Origin of the sequence: Pectobacterium hainanensis (genome assembly GCF_046237015.1) — a bacterium.
GTDB lineage: Bacteria > Pseudomonadota > Gammaproteobacteria > Enterobacterales > Enterobacteriaceae > JBJYIN01.
In genome coordinates, this window is sequence record NZ_JBJYIN010000001.1 from 402,937 (window position 1) to 424,058 (window position 21,122).

Annotated in this window: 20 protein-coding genes and 1 other RNA gene; 8 read left to right on the forward strand and 13 right to left on the reverse strand. The window is 46.8% G+C overall.

Annotation, left to right across the window (positions count from 1 at the left end; translation table 11 throughout):
- The first annotated feature begins 177 nt into the window (after positions 1 to 177).
- From ACKPVM_RS01990 to ACKPVM_RS02005, 4 genes are all read left to right on the forward strand, one after another.
- Positions 178 to 426 carry a type B 50S ribosomal protein L31 gene (locus ACKPVM_RS01990; protein WP_409306461.1) on the forward strand — a complete coding sequence of 83 codons (249 nt, stop codon included), beginning with the start codon at positions 178 to 180 and terminating at the stop codon, positions 424 to 426.
- An 18-nt stretch (positions 427 to 444) separates the two neighbouring features.
- Positions 445 to 588 (forward strand): type B 50S ribosomal protein L36, encoded by a 144-nt coding sequence (ykgO, locus tag ACKPVM_RS01995; protein WP_409306462.1) that lies wholly within the window; start codon positions 445 to 447, stop codon positions 586 to 588.
- A gap of 664 nt (positions 589 to 1,252) precedes the next feature.
- The gene (gene tomB, locus ACKPVM_RS02000) at positions 1,253 to 1,621 is read left to right on the forward strand and encodes an Hha toxicity modulator TomB (protein WP_409306463.1); all 369 of its coding nucleotides are present in this window, start codon (positions 1,253 to 1,255) and stop codon (positions 1,619 to 1,621) included.
- A gap of 56 nt (positions 1,622 to 1,677) precedes the next feature.
- Positions 1,678 to 1,881, forward strand: a complete 204-nt coding sequence (locus ACKPVM_RS02005; protein WP_009114000.1) for an HHA domain-containing protein — start codon at positions 1,678 to 1,680, stop codon at positions 1,879 to 1,881.
- Between the two features lie 485 nt (positions 1,882 to 2,366).
- Here ACKPVM_RS02005 and ffs read toward each other — a convergent pair.
- Positions 2,367 to 2,463, reverse strand: an RNA gene (ffs, locus tag ACKPVM_RS02010) — signal recognition particle sRNA small type.
- 170 nt (positions 2,464 to 2,633) lie between these two features.
- Between ffs and ACKPVM_RS02015 the strand changes: the two genes are divergently transcribed.
- A complete protein-coding gene (locus tag ACKPVM_RS02015; RefSeq protein WP_409306464.1) occupies positions 2,634 to 2,954 on the forward strand; it encodes an MGMT family protein in 321 nt (106 codons plus the stop codon).
- Between the two features lie 25 nt (positions 2,955 to 2,979).
- Here the strand turns inward: ACKPVM_RS02015 and ACKPVM_RS02020 are convergent, their stop codons facing one another.
- Positions 2,980 to 3,603: a YbaY family lipoprotein gene (locus ACKPVM_RS02020; RefSeq protein WP_409306465.1), complete on the reverse strand. Its 624-nt coding sequence runs from the start codon at positions 3,601 to 3,603 to the stop codon at positions 2,980 to 2,982.
- Between the two features lie 167 nt (positions 3,604 to 3,770).
- On the opposite strand from ACKPVM_RS02020, the gene tesB reads away from it, so the two are divergent.
- Positions 3,771 to 4,640, forward strand: a complete 870-nt coding sequence (gene tesB / locus ACKPVM_RS02025; RefSeq protein ID WP_409306466.1) for an acyl-CoA thioesterase II — start codon at positions 3,771 to 3,773, stop codon at positions 4,638 to 4,640.
- A gap of 104 nt (positions 4,641 to 4,744) precedes the next feature.
- On the opposite strand, the gene amtB is transcribed toward tesB, so the two are convergent.
- The 5 genes from amtB to ACKPVM_RS02050 all read right to left on the reverse strand — a co-directional run bounded on the left by amtB (position 4,745) and on the right by ACKPVM_RS02050 (position 11,043).
- Entirely contained in the window at positions 4,745 to 6,031 is a 1,287-nt protein-coding gene (gene amtB / locus ACKPVM_RS02030) for an ammonium transporter AmtB (protein ID WP_409306467.1), read from the reverse strand.
- A gap of 36 nt (positions 6,032 to 6,067) precedes the next feature.
- Positions 6,068 to 6,406, reverse strand: a complete 339-nt coding sequence (gene glnK / locus ACKPVM_RS02035) for a P-II family nitrogen regulator (protein WP_009639071.1) — start codon at positions 6,404 to 6,406, stop codon at positions 6,068 to 6,070.
- Between the two features lie 358 nt (positions 6,407 to 6,764).
- On the reverse strand, positions 6,765 to 8,552 hold the full coding sequence (locus ACKPVM_RS02040; RefSeq protein WP_409306468.1) for a SmdB family multidrug efflux ABC transporter permease/ATP-binding protein: 1,788 nt from the start codon (positions 8,550 to 8,552) through the stop codon (positions 6,765 to 6,767).
- Positions 8,545 to 10,314: a SmdA family multidrug ABC transporter permease/ATP-binding protein gene (locus ACKPVM_RS02045; RefSeq protein WP_409306469.1), complete on the reverse strand. Its 1,770-nt coding sequence runs from the start codon at positions 10,312 to 10,314 to the stop codon at positions 8,545 to 8,547. The genes ACKPVM_RS02040 and ACKPVM_RS02045 overlap by 8 nt, the downstream gene beginning before the upstream one ends.
- A gap of 267 nt (positions 10,315 to 10,581) precedes the next feature.
- A complete protein-coding gene (locus ACKPVM_RS02050; RefSeq protein WP_409306470.1) occupies positions 10,582 to 11,043 on the reverse strand; it encodes an Lrp/AsnC family transcriptional regulator in 462 nt (153 codons plus the stop codon).
- A 117-nt stretch (positions 11,044 to 11,160) separates the two neighbouring features.
- Between ACKPVM_RS02050 and ACKPVM_RS02055 the strand changes: the two genes are divergently transcribed.
- Positions 11,161 to 12,213, forward strand: coding sequence for a PLP-dependent cysteine synthase family protein (locus ACKPVM_RS02055; RefSeq protein WP_409306471.1), 1,053 nt, complete (start codon positions 11,161 to 11,163; stop codon positions 12,211 to 12,213).
- A 253-nt stretch (positions 12,214 to 12,466) separates the two neighbouring features.
- Positions 12,467 to 13,162: a 7-cyano-7-deazaguanine synthase QueC gene (queC, locus tag ACKPVM_RS02060; RefSeq protein ID WP_409306472.1), complete on the forward strand. Its 696-nt coding sequence runs from the start codon at positions 12,467 to 12,469 to the stop codon at positions 13,160 to 13,162.
- 208 nt (positions 13,163 to 13,370) lie between these two features.
- On the opposite strand, the gene ACKPVM_RS02065 is transcribed toward queC, so the two are convergent.
- From ACKPVM_RS02065 to clpX, 6 genes are all read right to left on the reverse strand, one after another.
- Positions 13,371 to 13,775, reverse strand: a complete 405-nt coding sequence (locus tag ACKPVM_RS02065) for an acyl-CoA thioesterase (RefSeq protein WP_409306473.1) — start codon at positions 13,773 to 13,775, stop codon at positions 13,371 to 13,373.
- A 108-nt stretch (positions 13,776 to 13,883) separates the two neighbouring features.
- Positions 13,884 to 14,243: a helix-hairpin-helix domain-containing protein gene (locus ACKPVM_RS02070; RefSeq protein WP_409306474.1), complete on the reverse strand. Its 360-nt coding sequence runs from the start codon at positions 14,241 to 14,243 to the stop codon at positions 13,884 to 13,886.
- 138 nt (positions 14,244 to 14,381) lie between these two features.
- Positions 14,382 to 16,262, reverse strand: a complete 1,881-nt coding sequence (gene ppiD, locus ACKPVM_RS02075; RefSeq protein ID WP_409306475.1) for a peptidylprolyl isomerase — start codon at positions 16,260 to 16,262, stop codon at positions 14,382 to 14,384.
- Positions 16,263 to 16,660: 398 nt separating this feature from the next.
- Positions 16,661 to 16,933, reverse strand: coding sequence for a nucleoid-associated protein HU-beta (hupB, locus tag ACKPVM_RS02080; RefSeq protein ID WP_109052894.1), 273 nt, complete (start codon positions 16,931 to 16,933; stop codon positions 16,661 to 16,663).
- 196 nt (positions 16,934 to 17,129) lie between these two features.
- Entirely contained in the window at positions 17,130 to 19,514 is a 2,385-nt protein-coding gene (gene lon / locus ACKPVM_RS02085; protein WP_409306476.1) for an endopeptidase La, read from the reverse strand.
- Between the two features lie 191 nt (positions 19,515 to 19,705).
- On the reverse strand, positions 19,706 to 20,980 hold the full coding sequence (clpX, locus tag ACKPVM_RS02090) for an ATP-dependent protease ATP-binding subunit ClpX (RefSeq protein ID WP_409306477.1): 1,275 nt from the start codon (positions 20,978 to 20,980) through the stop codon (positions 19,706 to 19,708).
- Positions 20,981 to 21,122 lie beyond the last annotated feature (142 nt).

Below are 21,122 nucleotides of genomic sequence, written 5' to 3' on the forward strand. Positions count from 1 at the left end.
GTTCTCTCATCAGTTTTGGCCCTATCGCTTCGCAACATTGCAAAGTGCATGTGTACTTTTACCACGCCATCATTTCTGCCATTTCGAACCAAAGTAACTATTCAAAAATCAGGGTTGATTCAGATAACAAAAAAAGGCAACATATAGATATGTTATAACATAACAAATGAGGCAGTTATGAAAGCAGGTATCCACCCTGACTATCGAACGGTGGTATTTCATGATACCAGCGCCGATGTGTATTACCGAGTCGGTTCAACAATCAAAACAGATCGCACCATTGAGCTGGAAGGGATCGACTATCCCTATATCACTATTGATGTATCTTCAGCATCCCATCCTTACTATACCGGGAAACAGAAAGAATACTCGAAAGAAGGTAGCACCGCTCGCTTCCAACAGCGCTTTGGTCACTTCTTCAAGTAAAAAGAGGAATTTATTCACATGCAGGTACTCAGTTCATTACGCTCAGCGAAAAACCGACATAAAGACTGTATCGTCGTACGCCGCCGTGGGCGCATCTATGTTATATGTAAAAGCAACCCACGATTTAAAGCAGTACAAGGCAGAAAAAAGAAAAAAAGCTAACCACTTCTCTTATAAAATCATGATGGCTCTGTTAAGTATTTTACAGAGCCTTATTATAAATAACAAAATAAAAACAATAAGATACAACCATTTTTTATGTATTCGCTTTACGCTATCCAGTCTCATGTCATAATTAATTTAATTATCTAATATACCCTAAATAATTCAAGTTTCAGGAAGGCGGCAAGCGAAGGAATCCCGATGAGCTTACTCAAGTAAGTGATTCGGGTGAGTGAGCGAAGCCAACGTACATGCAACTTGAAGTATGACGGGTATATCATCATTATTCCCTGACTATTCTTCACCGCATAAAATGTTAATCGTTTTAATCCTGAAAAATAGACTCGAAAAGCTTATCTATTACTCGCGAATCTTGCTGGCTCTTTTGCTATAGTCATAGTGGGCATGACGTAATTGTATCGACATGATATGGTTTAAGTGCCGATGTAAGTATTAAAAAATGAAAGATAACATGCTGACACAGGAGGAACTTTCATCACTGTTAACCCATTCACTACTGTCAGAATCGCGGAGATAACGATTTTGATTAAGATATCGTTAATATGGAAACATGGCTAAAATCTTCTATGCGTTTCGTCAGTCTACCTGTTTAACAGGAGTTAACCGCTGTAACACTGAATAACGGCTTAACGGAGGGATTGATATGGATGAATACACCCCGAAACATTATGATATTGCCCAACTCAGATTCTTGTGTGAAAATCTGTGTGACGAAAGCATTGCAACGTTAGGCGATAGCAGCCATGGTTGGGTCAATGACCCTACATCTGCGATCAATCTCCAACTAAATGAACTTATTGAGCATATTGCTACATTTATTCTCACATTTAAAATAAAATACCCTGACGAAAACGAGCTTTCCCAGCAGGTTGAAAAGTATTTAGATGACACCTACGTTTTGTTTAGTAACTATGGTATCAACGATACAGAGTTACGTCGTTGGCAGAAATCTAAAGCTGTATTATTCGGAATGTTCTCAGAAGTGAGCACCTGTACGCCTGCTAAAACTTAAGCAATAATTTATCTCATATTAATTAACCACCAGGTACTGTTTGCATAAAGGCTATTATGAAAAAAATCGACTATTTGATGCGTTTACGTAAATGCACAACCATTGATACGCTCGAGCGCGTTATTGAGAAAAACAAGTATGAACTCTCTAATGATGAGCTAGAGATGTTCTATTCCGCAGCGGATCACCGTCTGGCAGAACTGACGATGAACAAACTCTATGACAAAGTCCCTACTGCGGTATGGAAATACGTTCGTTAACGCTCAAACGCAAAGTATACAAACGCAGATATACATACATTGCGCCGATAGCACTTTATCGGCCATTGTTTTTTGATTTGTCTATTAACATTTAAATAAAGTAAAACTTGTAACAAAGTGTATTTTCAACGCAAGAAATAATTAGAACAGTATGCTTCTATAAAATCGATTACGCTTCAACTTTATTCATTTCACCAATTCAATTGATAGCCAGCCAATATCAAAAATTATCCCTATCATCTTGGCCGATAAGTACATGCCCGAGGAAAAGATAATAGCTGTGCAATTTTCCTTTAAATAATTCGCTCGCAGAAATTCTGTAACGCCGTGAATCTCCGGGAAATCGCATAAATAACCGGGTGACGAATCAACCTGAAACGGATTCATATGAGACTCAAAGTGGGACAGCAATAAAAACTGATATCACACAATAAACAAAGGGATTATTAGGCAAGAAACTCGAAGATAGCAAAAATTGGTGGAGGCCCTGCCAGCTACATCCCGGCACACGCGTCTCCTGCTGCGGCTGCTTCCTTCCGGACCTGACCGAGTCCACAGGTTAGCGTTGCGGGAGAACCGACAGAGCCTCCATTGACAACTCAATGGCAAGATATACAGCGACCTTGCTAAAGAGCGGGGGCATTATCGGTGATGGGATAAGCAATTGCAAGCTAACACATTCCAACCGTTGTTTTCTTACTCATGCTGCTATGCCACTATACGTTTTCTTACGGTATCTACAGGAAACGTTGATGACAGACGAAAATGACAATTTTCGCCAGCGGATCTTCCAGATTGTTGCTGCCATTCCTTATGGCAACGTCACCACCTACGGAGAAATTGCGATGCTGGCCGGTTCTCCGCGAGCATCACGACAAGTGGGAGGCGTGTTGAAACGTTTGCCAAATGGCAGCAAGCTTCCCTGGCATCGGGTAATCAATCGCAAAGGTGAAATATCGCTTACGGGTGACGATCATCAGCGTCAAAAATCTGCACTACTCGCCGAAGGCATTATTTTCGATCGCTATGGCAAAATCGATTTGCAGCGTTTCAGGTGGCAGTACGCCCCGTAATGACGAGCGCACTGCCTGCCTGTGATTACCAACCTGATTGCACTGGTGAAGATTGTATTGGTGAAGATTGTACTGGTGGGGCCATCATCGGCGATGCCGAAGTTGATGGTTGTGGCTCGACAGCCCCTTGGACAGCATTAGGTGAAGAAACTATTGAGCCAGAATGCTGAGTCGGTAGTGGGACAGATGTAACAGGAATCAGAACCAGATCGGCATTATTTACCCCATTGGAAATAACCGGTAATACATTTTCCGTTACCATGGCAATCTTATTATCTATCGCAATTGCCGCGCTCAGCAGAATACGCGCATTAGGCTGGATATCTGCCGGGTTATACGGTAAGGAAAATTGGAAAGGTGCCTGCTTACCCTCAGTACGTGCAACACGTTGTGTAATGACCCGGGAAGGCGCATCAGAGAGTGAAGCATCAGATACCGTTACAGTCAAAACAGCATTAGCGGGCAAAGCAATACGGTGGCGGATATTCACGGTACCACTCACCGCAGGCATTGCGATCGCAGGGTTTTGAGATGATGCACTGGTTACTGGCGCTCCGGTTTGAGGCGATACACCATAGTCCCCTCTATCAGCACAGGCTGATAACGCTATTGATAACGTGACTCCACCTAAGATATGCCATAATTTCATTCGGACAGTCTCCTTATTACTTTTATCAGACTGCCGGCGTCAGAAAACCGGCGTTCATTAAGTAGTATGGTTCACCTGACGCAATAATGATGGTGCAAAATTCTGATATTCTTCTGAAACAGGATTTCATCTACCAAACTGGATAACAAAATGACGAGGCCGAAACGATGAGCCAGGCACTACAGAACCTCCTCGACCTCCTGAATCTGGAGAAACTTGAAGAGGGGTTATTCCGGGGACAAAGCGATGATTTGGGGCTACGTCAGGTTTTTGGCGGCCAGGTCGTCGGGCAGGCGCTGTCTGCCGCGAAACAAACCGTGCCAACCGAACGAAGCATTCACTCATTCCATAGCTATTTTTTGCTACCAGGCGATAGCCAGAAGCCTATTATTTACGACGTGGAAAACTTACGCGATGGTAATAGTTTTAGCGCACGCCGAGTCAGTGCGATCCAGAATGGTAAACCCATTTTCTACATGACAGCATCGTTCCAAAGCCACGAGATAGGCTTTGAGCATCAAAACGTCATGCCTGTCGTTCCACCACCGGAAGAACTGAAATCAGAACAAGACATCGCACAGAGTATGGCGCATCTACTACCTCCTCAGTTCAGGGATAAATTTACCCGACAACGACCGATTGAGATGCGCCCAGTGAAATTTCACAACCCGCTTAAAGGGAAAATTGAGGAGCCGATACGCCATGTCTGGTGTCGAGCCAATGGCCCACTCCCTGATGATGAACGAACCCATCAATACCTACTCGGCTATACGTCTGACTGTAATTTCTTGTTAACGGCGCTACAACCCCATGGAGTAGGGTTTCTAGAGCCTGGAATGCAGGTTGCCACCATCGATCATTCCATGTGGTTCCATCGCCCTTTCCACCTGAATGACTGGTTGCTCTATACCGTAGAAAGCACATCGGCATCAGGAGCCAGAGGGTTCGTCCGTGGACAGTTTTATAGTCGTGAAGGCGTTTTAGTCGCATCCAGCGTACAGGAAGGTGTGATGCGTCGACATACGCTAAAAAATTAGCATCTCATCAAAGAAAAACGCACAGATTGCGATAACGAAACAGGGCACGAAATTATTCTCGTGCCCTGTTTCAGTGTTTACCCAGTAAAACGAACCATCATGGCTTACTGGTTGTAAGCATTCTCGCCATGGCTGTTAACGTCCAGCCCTTCACGCTCTTGTTCTTCCGGTACTCGCAGGCCAACAACCATATCGGCGACCTTGAAGGCGATAAAAGCAGCCGCACCCGACCAGACGAAGCAGACGATAACACTGAACAGTTGTACCCAAACCTGATGTGCCATGGTTACGCCTTCAGCATATCCAACACCGCCGAGAGATGCAGAGGTAAAGACCCCCGTCAGGATACAACCGACGATACCGCACACGCCGTGAACACCAAACACATCACATGGGTCATCAACACGTAGCCATCTCTTCAGGACGGTAACACCCCACAGGCCAGCAAAACCACCCGCTAAACCAATGACCATTGCCCCACCAACACCAACCGTACCCGCCGCAGGCGTAATCGCAACCAGACCAGCGATACAGCCTGAACACGCCCCCAGCAGGGAAGGCTTGCCACGCGCCATCCATTCACCCGCAACCCAAGCCAGGATAGCCGCCGCTGTCGCAACCACAGTGTTCAGGAAGGCCAGAGCCGCGATACCGTTAGCGGCACCAGCAGAGCCAGCGTTAAAACCAAACCAGCCGATATACAGAATAGCGGTACCGATAAAGACCATCGGCAAGTTATGCGGTTTAAATGCTTCTTTACCAAAACCGGCACGTTTCCCTAACAGGTACGCCCCAACCAAACCAGCAACAGCAGCGTTGATATGCACAACCGTACCACCGGCAAAATCCAATGCACCATCGGCAGCTAAATAACCACCACCCCATACCATATGGGTCATCGGCAAATAGGAGAACGTCAGCCACAGTGCAACGAAAATCAAGACGGCAGAGAAGCGGATACGCTCAGCGATCGCCCCAACAATCAACGCAACGGTAATGCAGGCAAAAGACGCCTGATAAGCCACGTGCACAAATTGATAGAACGTGCCTGAAATCGACTCAATGCCAATGCCTTTCAGCATAAAGCTGGCAAACCCACCAAAAAACGCGTTACCTTCGCTGAAGGCCAGACTATAGCCATATATCACCCACAGAATGCACACCATCGCAAAGGTGACCGCTACCTGAGTCATCATGGAAAGCACGTTCTTTGAGCGGATCAAACCACCATAAAACAGTGCGATACCGGGTATAGTCATAAAAAGTACCAGCGCGGTACAAATCATAATAAAAGCGTTATCCGCTTTATCGATCGTTGGAGCGGCAGCCATCGCCCAGGATGGGAGTAAAGCAGCGACACCAAGACCTAATGAGGAGACAAGTTTTTTCATTTTCATCCATCCCTATTTACGAATCTAAGTCAGGTGTTAAAGTGCGGCTTCGTCAGTTTCACCCGTACGAATACGGATAACCCTTTGTAATTCAGCGACAAAAATCTTTCCGTCACCAATTTTTCCGGTATAAGCCGCTTTGCTGATAACATCAATGACTTCGTCTAATTGATCATCAGCGATAGCGATATCAATTTTTACCTTCGGTAAAAAATTGACGCTATACTCTGCGCCACGATACAGCTCAGCATGCCCTTTCTGACGGCCAAACCCTTTCACCTCGGTGACGGTGAGTCCCTGGATGCCGACAGCAGACAATGCCTCGCGCACGTCCTCCAGCTTGAATGGTTTTATCACCACAGTAACCAGTTTCATTCATCTTCCCCCTAACCATTAAGTTCAGACTTACGCCCGCCACGCTTCGAATCACGTTTATTTCGGATGACGATCATCTCGAATTGCTCTGTACATCATGGTTAAAGCAAAGGGTGTGCCATAAATGATTTCTTTGGCCCAGATTGGTGGAATAACGTGGCTCACGTCTGTCAGGAGAGAGAAAACACAGCGTTAAAAGGAGAAAATGCAAAATAGCGACAATCAAATTGCACCCAATTAGTGCGTGACGCTAAATTTCAGTGCATGTAGACGAAAAATAGAATGGATATGCCTAGTGATGGTGCGATGTCATGCGGAGGCCATGGTTTGGCCTCACATGTTCGGGTGCATTGAAAGCTTATGAAACGGGCAACGTCTGTTCATTACTCTCAGACACCGCTAATTCTTCTCCAGCCAATTGAAGCTGATACATTTGATAATACCGCCCCTGCTGGCGAAGTAATTGCCCATGCGTCCCCTGCTCAACCGTCTGCCCGCGATGAAGCACCATAATCGTATCTGCATCAACAATGGTCGATAGACGGTGAGCAATGACAATCAGCGTCGTTTGTTCACGAATAACACTCAGTGCTTTTTGCACCGCTTGTTCAGTCCCCGAATCGATATTCGCGGTGGCTTCATCGAGGATAAGCACCTTAGGGGTTTGAACCAATACACGCGCAATGGCCAAGAGCTGCTTCTGCCCGGTAGACAGATTATTTCCCTGTTCTCCAATACGGGTATGCAATCCTTCTGGAAACGAATGCACCAAATCAGACAGTTGAACGATATCCAACACTCGCCAAACTTCGTCTTCGCTGATATCGCGTCCTAGTGTTACATTGGTATACATGGATTCAGCCAGTACAACCGGATCTTGCTGCACCATCGCCACATTATTGCACAACACCTGATGTGACAGGGTGGGTAATGGGCGTCCATCCAAACGGATTTCACCTTCATCGAGCGGATAATACCCCATCAACAAATTTGCCAATGTGCTTTTGCCACTACCGGTATGCCCCACCAGTGCAACAAAGCCTTGTTCAGGAATAACCAGAGAAATATTTTGTAAAACCCGTTTTTGATCTGCGCCATAAGAGAAAGAAACGTTGTCAATCTCAACACGTCCTCCTGACAATGCGCACCGATCATTGCCGTAGCGCTGCTTTTTGCCATCCATCAGTTCAAAAATACGCTCACCAGCGACGACAGCCTGTTGCAACATAGATTGCTGGGTCGTCAACTCGATTAATGGTTCATTCAAGCGACCAAGATAATTGATAAAGGCATACAACACCCCGGCCCCAACAGAGCCCACTGCACTGAAACCAAATTGCAATAACAAGCCGCATAGCACCATGGCAGAAAACAAGCTCAGCAACGGGCGCAATAGAAAACCATCGAGACGCAATGTTTGCATACGTGCCAGATAGTGTTCGTGACTGGCAGCCCCCAGTTTCTCACCAAAACGAGCCTGCTGACGGAATTGTTGGATGACGCCCATGCCAGTAATGACTTCATTAAAACCATCATTAATATCCGCCAGATAGCCCCGTACGCGACGCACAATTGGCGTACTGTATCGCTGATAAATCACCATCACGACGATCACTGCTGGGAAAATAGCCAAAGCAACCAACGCCATACGCCAATCGAGACTAAACATGGCGACCAACATCGCACCAATCAGGGCAGCACTGCGTAATACCGTTGAGACAACCGTAACATACAGATCTTTCACTACTTCAGTGTCATTCGTTACACGGGAAATCAATTGCCCTACGGGCTGGGTATCAAACGTACTCAGTGGCTGGCGTAAAGCGGCATCCATGACATCAGTCCGCAACTGTTGTACGACACCAACGGCAACCCGGTTGAATAATAGCGCCTGAAAATAGTGCAAGGCCGCAGCCAAAACCTGCAACCCAATATATGCCACCGCTAAACCCGTCGCGATAGCGAATGGAAACTCCCCTTTTGCCACCAGATGATCAATGAAATAACTCACCAATATCGGGCCAGATACCTCTGCCGCCGCAGCGATCCAAAGCATCACAACACCGAATCCCAGCGGCTTTCGCCACGGCGAACCATAGGCCAGCAATCGTTTTAAGGTTGGCCAAAGCTGCTTAGGCTTACTCATCCTTCACTCCCTCAGCCTGCGGTGCGTCATCCAAAGCCGCTTCCAACTGTTGATAACGGTGCATATCACGATACCAGCCAGCATAGCCAATCAGCTCGCGGTGTTCGCCACGTTGAACGATATGACCTTGTTGCAACACCAAAATTTCATTCGCGTCTACCAAGGCTGAAAGACGATGCGCACTGATAATCAAAGTACGCTGCGAACTCCATTGTTTCAGGTTTTGCAAAATCTGATGTTCTGTCCGACCATCAACAGCCGATAGCGCATCGTCTAACACTAAAATTTCCGACTCCAGCAATAAGGCTCGGGCAATAGCGATCCGCTGTTTTTGCCCTCCTGATAACATCACGCCCCGCTCTCCCACTTCCGTGTGATATCCCTGCGGGAGACGCAGGATATCTTCATGAACACTGGCAAGCCGCGCAGCCTGCTCAATTTGCTGCTGAGTGGCGTCGGGTCGTCCTAGCGCGATGTTGCTTGCTACCGTATCAGAAAACAGGAAAGGCGTTTGCCCGACGACGGCAAAACGATGGCGCAGCGCATCCAATCGAATGTCAGATAACGGTAGGCCATGGTAGTCAATGCTTCCCGACTGAACATCAAAATGCCGCAAAATCAACGCTAATAACGTACTTTTTCCCGATCCCGTAGGACCACAAAGCCCCAAAACGTTGCCGGGCTCCAACGTAAAACACACACGCTCTAATACATTGCGTGAACTTTCTGGGTAGTGAAATCCATCAATATCAACGCGTAGCGTACCCCCCCCGTCAGGTAACGCCGAGGAACCTTCCGAGACCACTAGTTCTTCAGACAAAAGCTGCCGAATACGGCTGTATGCTGCGCTACCGCGCTCAACAATATTGAACATCCACGCCAGCGCTAGCATTGGCCAAATCATCAGCCCGAGATACATCACAAAGCTGGTTAACAATCCCAATGTCAGCGAACCGTGAATGACCATCCAACTGCCGCCACCAATCGCAAGCAGATGAGACAAGCCCACAGCAATATAAATAGTAGGATCAAACCGCGCATCAACACGCGCAACATGCATATTTTTAGCGCCAGCATCTGCCGCAACCTTTGCAAAACGTTGGGATTGATAATCCTCCAGCCCGAATGATTTAATCATGCGGATGCTGGTCAGACTCTCTTGCGCCTGATCGTTAAGAGATGAAAATGCAGCCTGAGCCGATCTGAAACGCTGATGTAACTGGGTGCCATAATGATTAATCACGAGAGCCATCACCGGCATCGGTAATAACGCCAGCAGCGTCAATTGCCAGCTAATCTGGGTACACATGACAACCAAAACGGCGCATCCCATCACCATGGAATCAACGAGCGTAAGCACGCCCTCACCCGCAGCAAAAACAACGCGATCGACATCGTTAGTCGCGCGAGCCATTAGATCACCAGTACGATGGCGAAGATAAAATGCAGGATGCTGGCGGCTCAATTGACGATAAAAATCTTCCCGCAGTTCAACCGCCAATTTATAGGAAGCACCAAACAGTAATATCCGCCAAACGTAACGCAATAGGTAGACCACCACGGCGGTTAGCAGCATCACGCCAATCCACTGCATCACCTCCGCCGTAGACATACCATTTCGCGTCACGCCGTCAACAATCACCCCAACCAATGTTGGAGGCAGCAGTTGCAGGATGGCAATAACAATCAGTAATGCCACCGCACCCAAGTAACGTCGCCATTCGCGACGAAAATACCAACTTAGTTGAGCAAACAGTCTCACGCAGTTTTAATTCCAATATCCAGAAACGGCATTATAAATGCAGGAAAATGATTATACCCTAAATAATTCAAGTTTCAGGAAGGCGGCAAGCGAAGGAATCCCGATGAGCTTACTCAGGTAAGTGATTCGGGTGACTGAACGCAGCCAACGCACATGCAACTTGAAGTATGACGGGTATATACCGAAAGCTTATGAATGATATACCCAATAGATTTGAACGCCGCTTGCAGCAGCACCAGTAACCAGAAGGATGACAAGCGTAATCGATCATAATGACAAAGGCAGTGCCGTGGTGTGCTTAATACGTTCCATCGCAAAACTGGATGTCACATCAACGAGCCCAGGAATGCCGTTCACCAAGCGTTTATAAAAGTTATCATAACTTTTCATATCAGCGACTTGCACCTGCATCAGGTAATCATACTCTCCCGCCATACGATAAAACGACAGGACTTCTGGCATTTCTGACACAACGCTGGTAAACGTTTGATACCACGAACTATTATGCTGCTGTGTCTTCAACAGAACGAATGCCGTCAGTTCCAATCCAAGCAATTCATTGTCCAACAAGGCAACGCGAGCCCGTATATAACCTTCCTCTTCCAGACGTTTTAATCGCTTCCAACAGGGGGTTGACGTCAGATTTACCGATTCCGCCAGCACTTGAAGCGACAACGTACAATCGCGTTGCAGTAAATCCAATAAAGAACGGTCTATTTTATCTAACATATCGCCTCACTGTAGAAAATTTTTCTCCCATTTCACGCATTAGAAGATAAAAAGGCAACATTTTTTCCTAAAAAATTCGCTAAGCTAATCTCATCTGATCCAAAACAGGTTTACATCATGAGCAATGCCTGGGTAAAACACGCTATCAGCGCAATAGAAGCAGACTTCCAACGTTCCGCTGATACACATCTTATTCGTCTGACACTACCGAACTATCCCGGTATCTACTTCTATTTAAAAGATGAAAGTACACACCCAAGTGGCAGCTTGAAACATCGTCTCGCCCGTTCTCTTTTCCTTTATGGGCTGTGTAATGGCTGGATAAAAGAAGGGACGACGATTATTGAAGCATCTTCAGGCAGTACAGCAGTCTCCGAAGCCTACTTTGCACGTCTGCTAGGATTACCATTTATCGCCGTCATGCCATCCTGCACGGCGAAAAGAAAAATAGAACAAATTACTTTTTACGGCGGAAATTGCCATTTTGTTGAACAAGCAGGACAAATTTACTCAGCTTCCGAGCAATTGGCTAAAGAACTCGGTGGTCATTATATGGATCAGTTCACCTATGCGGAACGTGCAACTGACTGGCGCGGTAACAATAACATTGCTGATAGTATCTACCACCAGATGTCACGCGAACCTTACCCTGTACCCGACTATATCGTGATGAGCGCAGGGACGGGAGGAACATCGGCAACGCTGGGCCGTTACATCCGCTATCAAGGGTTGAATACACAGCTGGTTGTCGTTGATCCGGAAAACTCTGTTTTTTATGACTGCTATCAGCAACACGATCGTTCGATGACCAGCAAATGCAGTAGCCGAATTGAAGGGATTGGCCGCCCGAGAGCTGAACCCTCGTTTATTCCCGATGTCATTGACAGCATGATCAAAGTACCTGATAGCGCCAGCATCGCCACGCTTTACTGGCTAGAAAGTATTCTGGGTCGTAAAGTTGGCGCTTCTACCGGAACCAATGTCTGGGGAATGCTACAGCTTGCAGAACAAATGGTCGCTCAAGGCAAGCAAGGAGCGCTTGTAACCTTATTATGCGACAGCGGCGAACGCTATTTGGACACCTATTACAACAGTGCCTGGGTCGAAAAAAATATCGGTGCGATCGCGCCCTATCTCAGCATGCTAAATGAAATGCCACAACCACGCTAACGATAGCCTACATGACGAGAGAAGCCGTCACCGCTGAATGGCGACGGTTTTTAAGGTAACATACCCGCCTTTATACCCAAGATCTTTCGAGTAGTCGGATAAAAATGCCAAGGCGTTCTTGAACGTCGCCTACGCTGATGCCAAAGAACTGGAGCCCAAGAATGAATTGGGTAACGAACATAACCAATTCACAGGCAACTCGAAGGACAACGGATATGCCCCGTGGGCTTACTCTGTTTTAAGGTGAATACATATGAAGCGAGCTGTTGTCGTTTTTAGCGGTGGACAAGACTCCACAACCTGCCTGATACAGGCATTACAGCAATATGACGAAGTCCACTGCATCACTTTCGATTATGGACAACGCCATCGGGCAGAAATTGATATCGCCAAAACCCTCGCATTAACATTGGGGGTCACCGCACATAAAGTGCTAAATGTGAGTCTTCTTAATGAGCTCGCGACCAGCAGCCTGACACGAGAAAATATTCCCGTTCCTGACTACGATGCCGATGCTCATGGCATTCCCAGCACTTTCGTCCCAGGAAGAAATATTCTTTTCCTCACGCTAGCCTCTATCTATGCTTATCAGGTTGGAGCAGAAGCGGTCATTACTGGCGTGTGTGAGACAGATTTCTCCGGTTATCCTGATTGTCGGGATGAGTTCGTCAAGGCATTGAATCAAGCGGTTGTACTTGGAACAGCTCGCGATATCCGTTTTGAAACCCCCTTAATGTGGCTAAACAAGGCAGAAACCTGGGCATTAGCCGATTATTATCAACAGATGGATACCATTCGCTATCATACCTTAACGTGTTACAACGGCATTCAAGGCGATGGCTGTGGTCATTGCGCGGCTTGCCATTTACGCGCTAACGGATTAGAACAATATCAACGCGATCAAACTAACGTCATGCTCGCGCTAAAGCACAAAACGGGTTTGAAATAATAGAACTGAATCCAATTCAGGCAAGGGCCGAACTTATGGTCACCTTGCCTGAACAATCTGAAATTCCCTGATGTTAACAACAAATCGACTCAAAATAGGGGTAACACGGTTTACATTCACATACTGTGACTAAATAACCTGAGTTGCAGGACAAAACGTTACCTAGTTAGACAACGCACAGACAACTTGAAGTATGACGGGTATATATTTATTCCCCACGGCGGATAATATCCAAATGGGCCAATAGATCGCCCTCCAATGGCAGCGCCTTTTTCGTTAACAGATCGATGCAAACAAACGTGAGTAAAGCGTCCACAATCTCTTCACTATCAGACTGACGAGTCATTCGCTGGCGGATAACACCACTTTTAGCATTCAATTGCAGAAGCTCACTATCAATACATAACTTATCGCCTAATACGGCGGGTCTACGATAGTTAATGTTGATGTTTACAACGATGAAGGCAATGTTATTACGATTCATCCAGTCAAATGTCGGCAACGTTTCCAACCATTGCCAGCGAGCTTCTTCTAAGAACTCAAGGTAGCGCGCATTGTTAACATGCTGATAAACATCAATATGATATCCGCGAACGGTAATGAACGTCTGCATCAAACCAAGACTCCTATAGCAATCGCCGATGAAACTGGTATGACCTGATAATTAGCCTAGCAGAAGCTCGCAACCGAGTGGTATTTCACCTCCCGGTTGCGAACGACATCACAGTTTTAAACGAGAAAGATTACGTTCTACCAACGCAGCCCCTATCCCTGGCACCTCTGTTAATTGATCTATCTGAGTGAAGGGACCGTTTTGCTCACGATAATTGACGATGGCTTCCGCTTTTTTAAGGCCAACCCCATTCATCACATCTGCCAGTTCCTCTGCGGTTCCCGTATTGATGCTTACTTCATCTTCATCAAGGCTCGGTAGTTGTGCTTTCTCCGCTTTTTGCGTAGGAGCAGGCTTAGCCACCGTGGTCGCATTATCTGTTTTCTGAGTGGCCTGAACGAGAAACGGCAAACCCGACAAACTCATTCCAACCACCAGACAAAGCGCTTTAACTCCTGATTTTCTCATGCTGTTTCCTCCTTGTGTTTGACAGCATGGCTACCTTGCCGTAGGTCTGTGCTTACCGCAAATGGTCATATTTAAATGTGGAAAAGGCCGCGTAAGCGGCCTTCTCTTGTTGCAACAGTTTGCAAATTTATGCGGGACTTATTGCTGTTCCTGAGCCGCATTCCCCATTTTGATTTTAGCTTCGCTACGCAAACTAATTAGCAATGCGTCAAACAGTGACGCCAGTGAACCTTGCTGTATCTGGCTAGCAAACTGCTCTTTTTGCTGCTCGTTAAGCGTATGTGGCGTCACGCTATCTAATGCAACCAGCACCACGTTACCCGCCTGATCCTGAGAGATACCGTAAGAGGATTTATCTTTCTCCGGATGGGGCAATGCGAAGATAGACTCTGTCATCACATCACCTTGGGAAATTGAAGACAGTGTTTTTGCTTCACCAAAACTTAAGCCTGCTGCCTTAAGTGCATCATCCTTGCCTTGCTTCAGTTCGACCAGTAATTTCTCAGAATCAACACGAGCCTGCTGTTCCGCCTTCTGCCGTTTAACGATCTGAACCACCTGATCACGTACCTGCTCTAATGGGCGCGTAGCTTCTGCCTTCTGTTCTGTAATACGAACGACAAATGCGCGATCGCCATCCACATTAATCACATCTGAATTGCTGCCAGGCGCACCATTATCACCCAGTAATGCGCCATCAAAGATGGCCTGAGTAACACGCTGAAAATTCAGCACGGCGGGGACTTGTTCACGTGTAAACCAATCTGTTTGCACGGCTTTTACGCCCGCAACTTCTTCTGCTGATGCCAAAGACTCATTATCATTGCTTGCTGCTTCGCTAACCTTTCGTTGCAGCGCGTAATACTCATCCAGGGCTTTTTCTTGCTTAACTTTAGCGGCGATCTCAGCACGAACCTCACTCAACGGTTTAACCTGCTGTGGCTGAATGTCATCCAGACGAACGATCAGATAACCAACAGAGGATTTTATTGCTGAAGACAGTTGACCTTTCTCCGTGAGTTTTGCCTGCTTGAGCTCATCAATCGTGGAATTTTCATCCATCCAGCCCAAGTCTCCACCGTTACGACGAGAAATGACATCCGTTGATTTTTCTTTTGCTACAGCGGCAAAATCAGCACCGTTTTTCAGCTCATCCAAAACAGCTTGCGCATCTGCTTCTGTCTTTACCTGAATGACGCTAAATTTCCTACGTTCCGGCTGAGAATAATTGATTTTATTCTCTTCGTAGAAATTGGCGATATCCTCGTCATTAACCGTCGTTTTATCCATGATGCTTGCCGCATCCAAAGCAATGTAACTCACTTTGAACGCTTCAGGTTCGATGAAACGGCCCTTATTCTGATCGTAGTAACTTTGGATCTCTTCATCGGAGATATTCTGCGTTTTCGCTTTTGCTTCAACGTCAAACGTAATCAACCTCACGACACGATCCTGAGCAGCCTGCTTCGCCAAATTGTCAATTTCCAGGGGAAGCGTAAACGAAGTATTACCGAAACCGCGAATCAGTTGCTGGGATGTTAATTGCTTACGCAGTAATTGGGCATACATATCCGGCGTGAGCCCAAGGCGACGAACCTGCTCCTGATATTTATCATTATCGAAGCGGCTGTTGGTTTGAAATGCAGGAACAGCGAAAATTGCTTGTCTAACCTGCTCATCACTGATGCTCAACCCAAGTTTGTCAGCGTATTGATCCAGTAATGCTTCATCAATCAATTGAGCAAGAGCCTGCTTACGCAGGTTTTGCATATAGCCGTCATTGCTCGCGAGAACAGAGAAATTCTCGCCCAATGCCTCTTGCTGGCGGTTACGCTCGTTTTGTACCGCTTGCTCCAACTGGGCTCGGGTAATTTCCTGACCATTTACCTTTGCCGCATAGTCCCCTGAGCTACCAATAAGATAATCACCAACACCCGTTAAAATGAATGATGCAATGATCAAGGCAAGAATAATTTTTAGCACGACGTTATTAGCGGCCGCGCGTAAATTGTCCATCATAATGTGACAACACTCCGCTGTAGAATGGATAACACGCCCAAGCAGGCCAAAGCCACATTCCCACTATAGCTTACAGACAAGACCTGAGGCGCATTTAAACTTTTGTCCGACAATCGTAACCTGCATTGCCAGTAAAAAAACATCAGGAATGTTTTTTAACGTTGCATCGCAACGACTCGCAGGGTGTCAGGCAGGATATCACCCAACATAAAAAATCGACGAAAGCGATTTTAAGCATCATTTTCGAGGGCCTGGATAGATAACGGACAAAATAGCCCATCATAAAATAAAAGGCACATCATAAAATGATGCGCCTCGTATCTTACCCTACCAATATCTCTGCGTCAGGTAATGTTTGGCAACACACCGTGTTACACTCAAAACCTGTGACATGATAATCAGTTAACGGCGTCTTTCAGCGATTTGCCCGCACGGAAACCAGGCACTTTCGCCGCAGGGATACTGATTTCTTTACCAGTCTGAGGATTACGGCCGGTACGAGCAGCGCGCTCACGCACTGAGAAAGTACCAAAACCAACCAAAGCGACATCATCCCCTTCTTTCAGAGATTCGGTAACGGAACCAATAATTGCATCTAACACACGTCCTGCTGCCGCTTTAGAAATATCAGCATCTGCAGCAATTTTGTCGATCAATTGTGACTTGTTCACTCTCTCATCCCCTCTGGAATCCTATTGTCGTGATTGTTTCCCAAAACACAACACGTAGTTTTATATCAATCCTGCCGGACCTTAGCAAGTTACAACTAACGCCAACAGTGCTCTAACTTAGCGGTACAAAAAAAAGCTGGCAAGCACGATTTAACTTACCAGCCCTGCTTTTATCAATGGTTTTTGCTATAGGTCACTATTTTGCCTTGGCCGCTTTTGTCTTAGGGGCCGAGGTGTTCACAACCTGCATACCATAAGGTGCATTTTGCAACGCCAGCGTTAAAACTTCTTCAATGCGCTTCACTGGATGAATATCCAGATCGGCAATCACATTTTGTGGGATCTCTTCGAGATCGCGCTTGTTGTCATCAGGAATCAATACCGTCTTGATCCCACCACGATGAGCAGCCAGCAACTTCTCTTTCAGACCGCCAATTGGCAGTACCAAACCACGTAACGTGATTTCACCCGTCATTGCCACATCAGCCCGTACCGGATTCCCCGTCAAACAGGACACCAGCGCGGTACACATGGCAATACCCGCACTCGGTCCGTCTTTAGGCGTCGCACCTTCAGGCACATGAACATGGATATCGCGTTTTTCATAGAAATCCGAATTAATACCCAATTTCTCTGCTCTGGCACGAACGACGGTAAGAGCGGCCTGAATAGACTCCTGCATCACTTCACCTAACGAGCCGGTGTAAGTCAATTTACCTTTGCCCGGAACACAAGCGGTTTCGATTGTCAGTAAATCACCCCCCACTTCCGTCCAGGCAAGTCCAGTCACCTGACCAACGCGATTTTCATCGTCCGCACGGCCATAATCAAAACGCTGCACCCCGAGAAAATCTTTAAGATTATCGCCCGTTATCCGAATATGTTTAACGGATTTATCCATCAATAGCGTTTTCACTGCCTTACGGCACAGCTTGGATATTTCACGCTCAAGGCTACGCACGCCAGCTTCGCGGGTGTAGTAACGAATAATGCCGACAATCGCACTATCTTCTACCGACAATTCGCCTTCTTTCAACGCGTTACGCTCAATTTGTTTTGCCAAAAGGTGCTGTTTGGCAATGTTGAGTTTTTCATCCTCGGTATAACCAGAAAGGCGAATCACTTCCATTCTATCGAGCAATGGCGCGGGAATGTTCATCGAGTTCGATGTCGCAACAAACATCACATCGGACAGATCGTAATCCACTTCCAGGTAGTGATCGTTAAAAGCAACATTCTGTTCTGGATCAAGCACTTCTAACAAAGCTGAGGCCGGATCGCCACGCATATCAGAAGACATTTTGTCGATCTCATCCAACAGAAACAGCGGGTTTTTCACGCCCACTTTTGCCATTTTCTGAATCAACTTACCCGGCATTGAACCGATATAGGTACGGCGATGCCCACGGATTTCAGCTTCATCACGCACCCCACCCAACGCCATACGCACATACTGGCGTCCTGTCGCTTTAGCGATCGATTGCCCCAAAGAGGTCTTACCCACCCCAGGAGGCCCTACCAGGCAAAGAATCGGCCCTTTGATCTTGCTGACACGACTTTGTACAGCGAGATATTCCAGAATGCGTTCTTTCACACGCTCAAGACCATAGTGATCGGTATCCAGCATTTCCTCAGCCTTCAGCAAATCTTTCTTCACTTTGCTGCGGGCGTTCCAGGGAACCTGAATCATCCAGTCAATATAGCTACGGACAACGGTCGCTTCAGCCGACATGGGAGACATCATTTTCAGCTTCTGCAACTCTGCTTCTGCTTTTTCGCGCGCGTCCTTCGGCATCTTCGCAGCTTCTATCTTACGTTTCAGCGCTTCATGCTCGTCAGGCGCATCGTCCATCTCGCCAAGCTCTTTCTGAATCGCTTTCATTTGCTCATTCAGATAGTACTCACGCTGACTTTTTTCCATTTGCTTCTTGACGCGACTACGGATTCGTTTTTCGACCTGCAACAGGTCAATTTCAGATTCCATCATCGCCATCAGATACTCGAGACGCTCGGTAATATCAGACATTTCGAGTACAGACTGCTTATCGGCAAGTTTCAGCGGCATATGTGCGGCAATGGTATCAGCCAAACGTGCTGCGTCATCAATGCTGTTCAGTGAGGTCAGAACTTCTGGCGGGATCTTTTTATTCAGTTTGATGTATCCCTCAAACTGATTGATGGCGGTACGCATTAATACCTCTTGCTCACGCTCATCAATCGCCGGTGAGTCCAGATATTCCGCCTGCGCAGCAAAATGCTCACCACTGTCAGACAGTGTCGTAATACGCGCACGTTGCAGCCCTTCGACCAGCACTTTGACTGTGCCATCAGGCAGTTTCAGCATTTGAAGAATTGAGGCTACCGTCCCTACCGAGAAAAGATCGTTAATACTTGGCTCATCCGTTGAGGCCTCTTTCTGTGCCACCAGCATGATCTTTTTATCATGATCCATTGCGGCTTCAAGACACCGAATTGACTTCTCCCGACCAACAAACAACGGAATGACCATGTGCGGATAAACCACCACATCGCGCAGCGGCAATACGGGGATTTCTATGCGTTCGGAACGCTCAGGGTTCATAGAGCTCTCTCTTAGTTTCGTTTCCGCCAGGTTAAGGGAATCTCGTGAAACACGAACTTCACGGGTTTCACCAAATAGGTATTCGAGTATATGGGGATAAATATCTTACATTCAACGACCAGAATGCGTGTAAAAGCGAATGGGGGATAAAATCCCCCATTTTCATCTTTCAAGACTGTTTTTTTGGCTAATTATTCACCAGATGCCTGTTGAGCTTCAGGCTTGCCGTAGATCAGCAGAGGTTCAGATTGACCGGCAATCACCGATTCATCAATGACCACCTTATCGACACTCTCCAGCGATGGCAGATCGTACATTGTATCCAGTAACGCCGCTTCAACAATGGAGCGCAAACCACGAGCACCGGTTTTACGAACCATCGCTTTTTTGGCGATTGCCGTTAACGCTTCATCACGGAATTCCAACTCCACGCCTTCCAGATTAAACAGCGCCTGATATTGCTTGGTCAGCGCGTTTTTCGGTTCCCGCAGAATTTGAATCAACGCTTCTTCACTCAGTTCTCTAAGCGTCGCAACGACTGGAAGACGACCGATAAACTCAGGGATCAAACCAAATTTAATCAAATCGCCCGGTTCGACTTGCCCCAGCAATTCGCCTTCGGTGGCTTTTTCCTCAGAACCTTTTACCGTCGCGCCAAAGCCAATACCGCGCCCCGTATCGGTACGCTGTTCAATCACTTTGTCCAAACCGGCAAACGCCCCGCCACAGATAAACAGGATCTTAGAGGTATCTACCTGCAAAAACTCCTGTTGGGGATGCTTACGTCCACCTTGCGGCGGCACAGCGGCGATAGTCCCTTCGATCAGTTTCAGCAAGGCTTGCTGAACCCCTTCACCAGAGACGTCACGTGTGATTGATGGGTTGTCTGATTTACGAGAAATCTTATCAATTTCATCGATATAGACAATACCACGTTGTGCTTTCTGCACATCGTAATCACATTTCTGCAACAGTTTCTGAATGATATTTTCGACGTCTTCCCCAACATAACCAGCTTCAGTTAATGTCGTGGCATCAGCCATCGTAAATGGCACATCCAGAAAACGCGCCAGCGTCTCAGCCAGCAGGGTTTTACCACTACCGGTCGGGCCAATCAGCAGAATATTACTTTTACCTAATTCAATACCATTACTGCTGTCGCCATTGCGTAACCGCTTGTAATGATTATATACCGCAACGGACAATACTTTTTTGGCCTGCTCCTGACCGATAACATAATCATCAAGATGTCGGCGAATTTCGTGCGGTGTCGGCAACGCACTGCGTTCACGATGCGGTGCCACCTCTTTAATTTCTTCGCGAATGATGTCGTTGCATAAGTCCACACATTCATCGCAGATATACACTGACGGCCCGGCAATCAGCTTTCGCACTTCATGCTGGCTTTTGCCGCAGAAAGAGCAGTACAGCAACTTTCCTGAACCGTCTTTGCGCTTATCTGTCATCAGTCAAACCTCTTCTTAGTCTTTTGCCCGCAGGCCAACCACAGCGATACCGCTACAGCGAACGCCGATATTTATAGCCAATACGCGCAAAAAGCACCGCATCACAGACCATCGGTCGCACACTGATCTTTAGCCACTATAG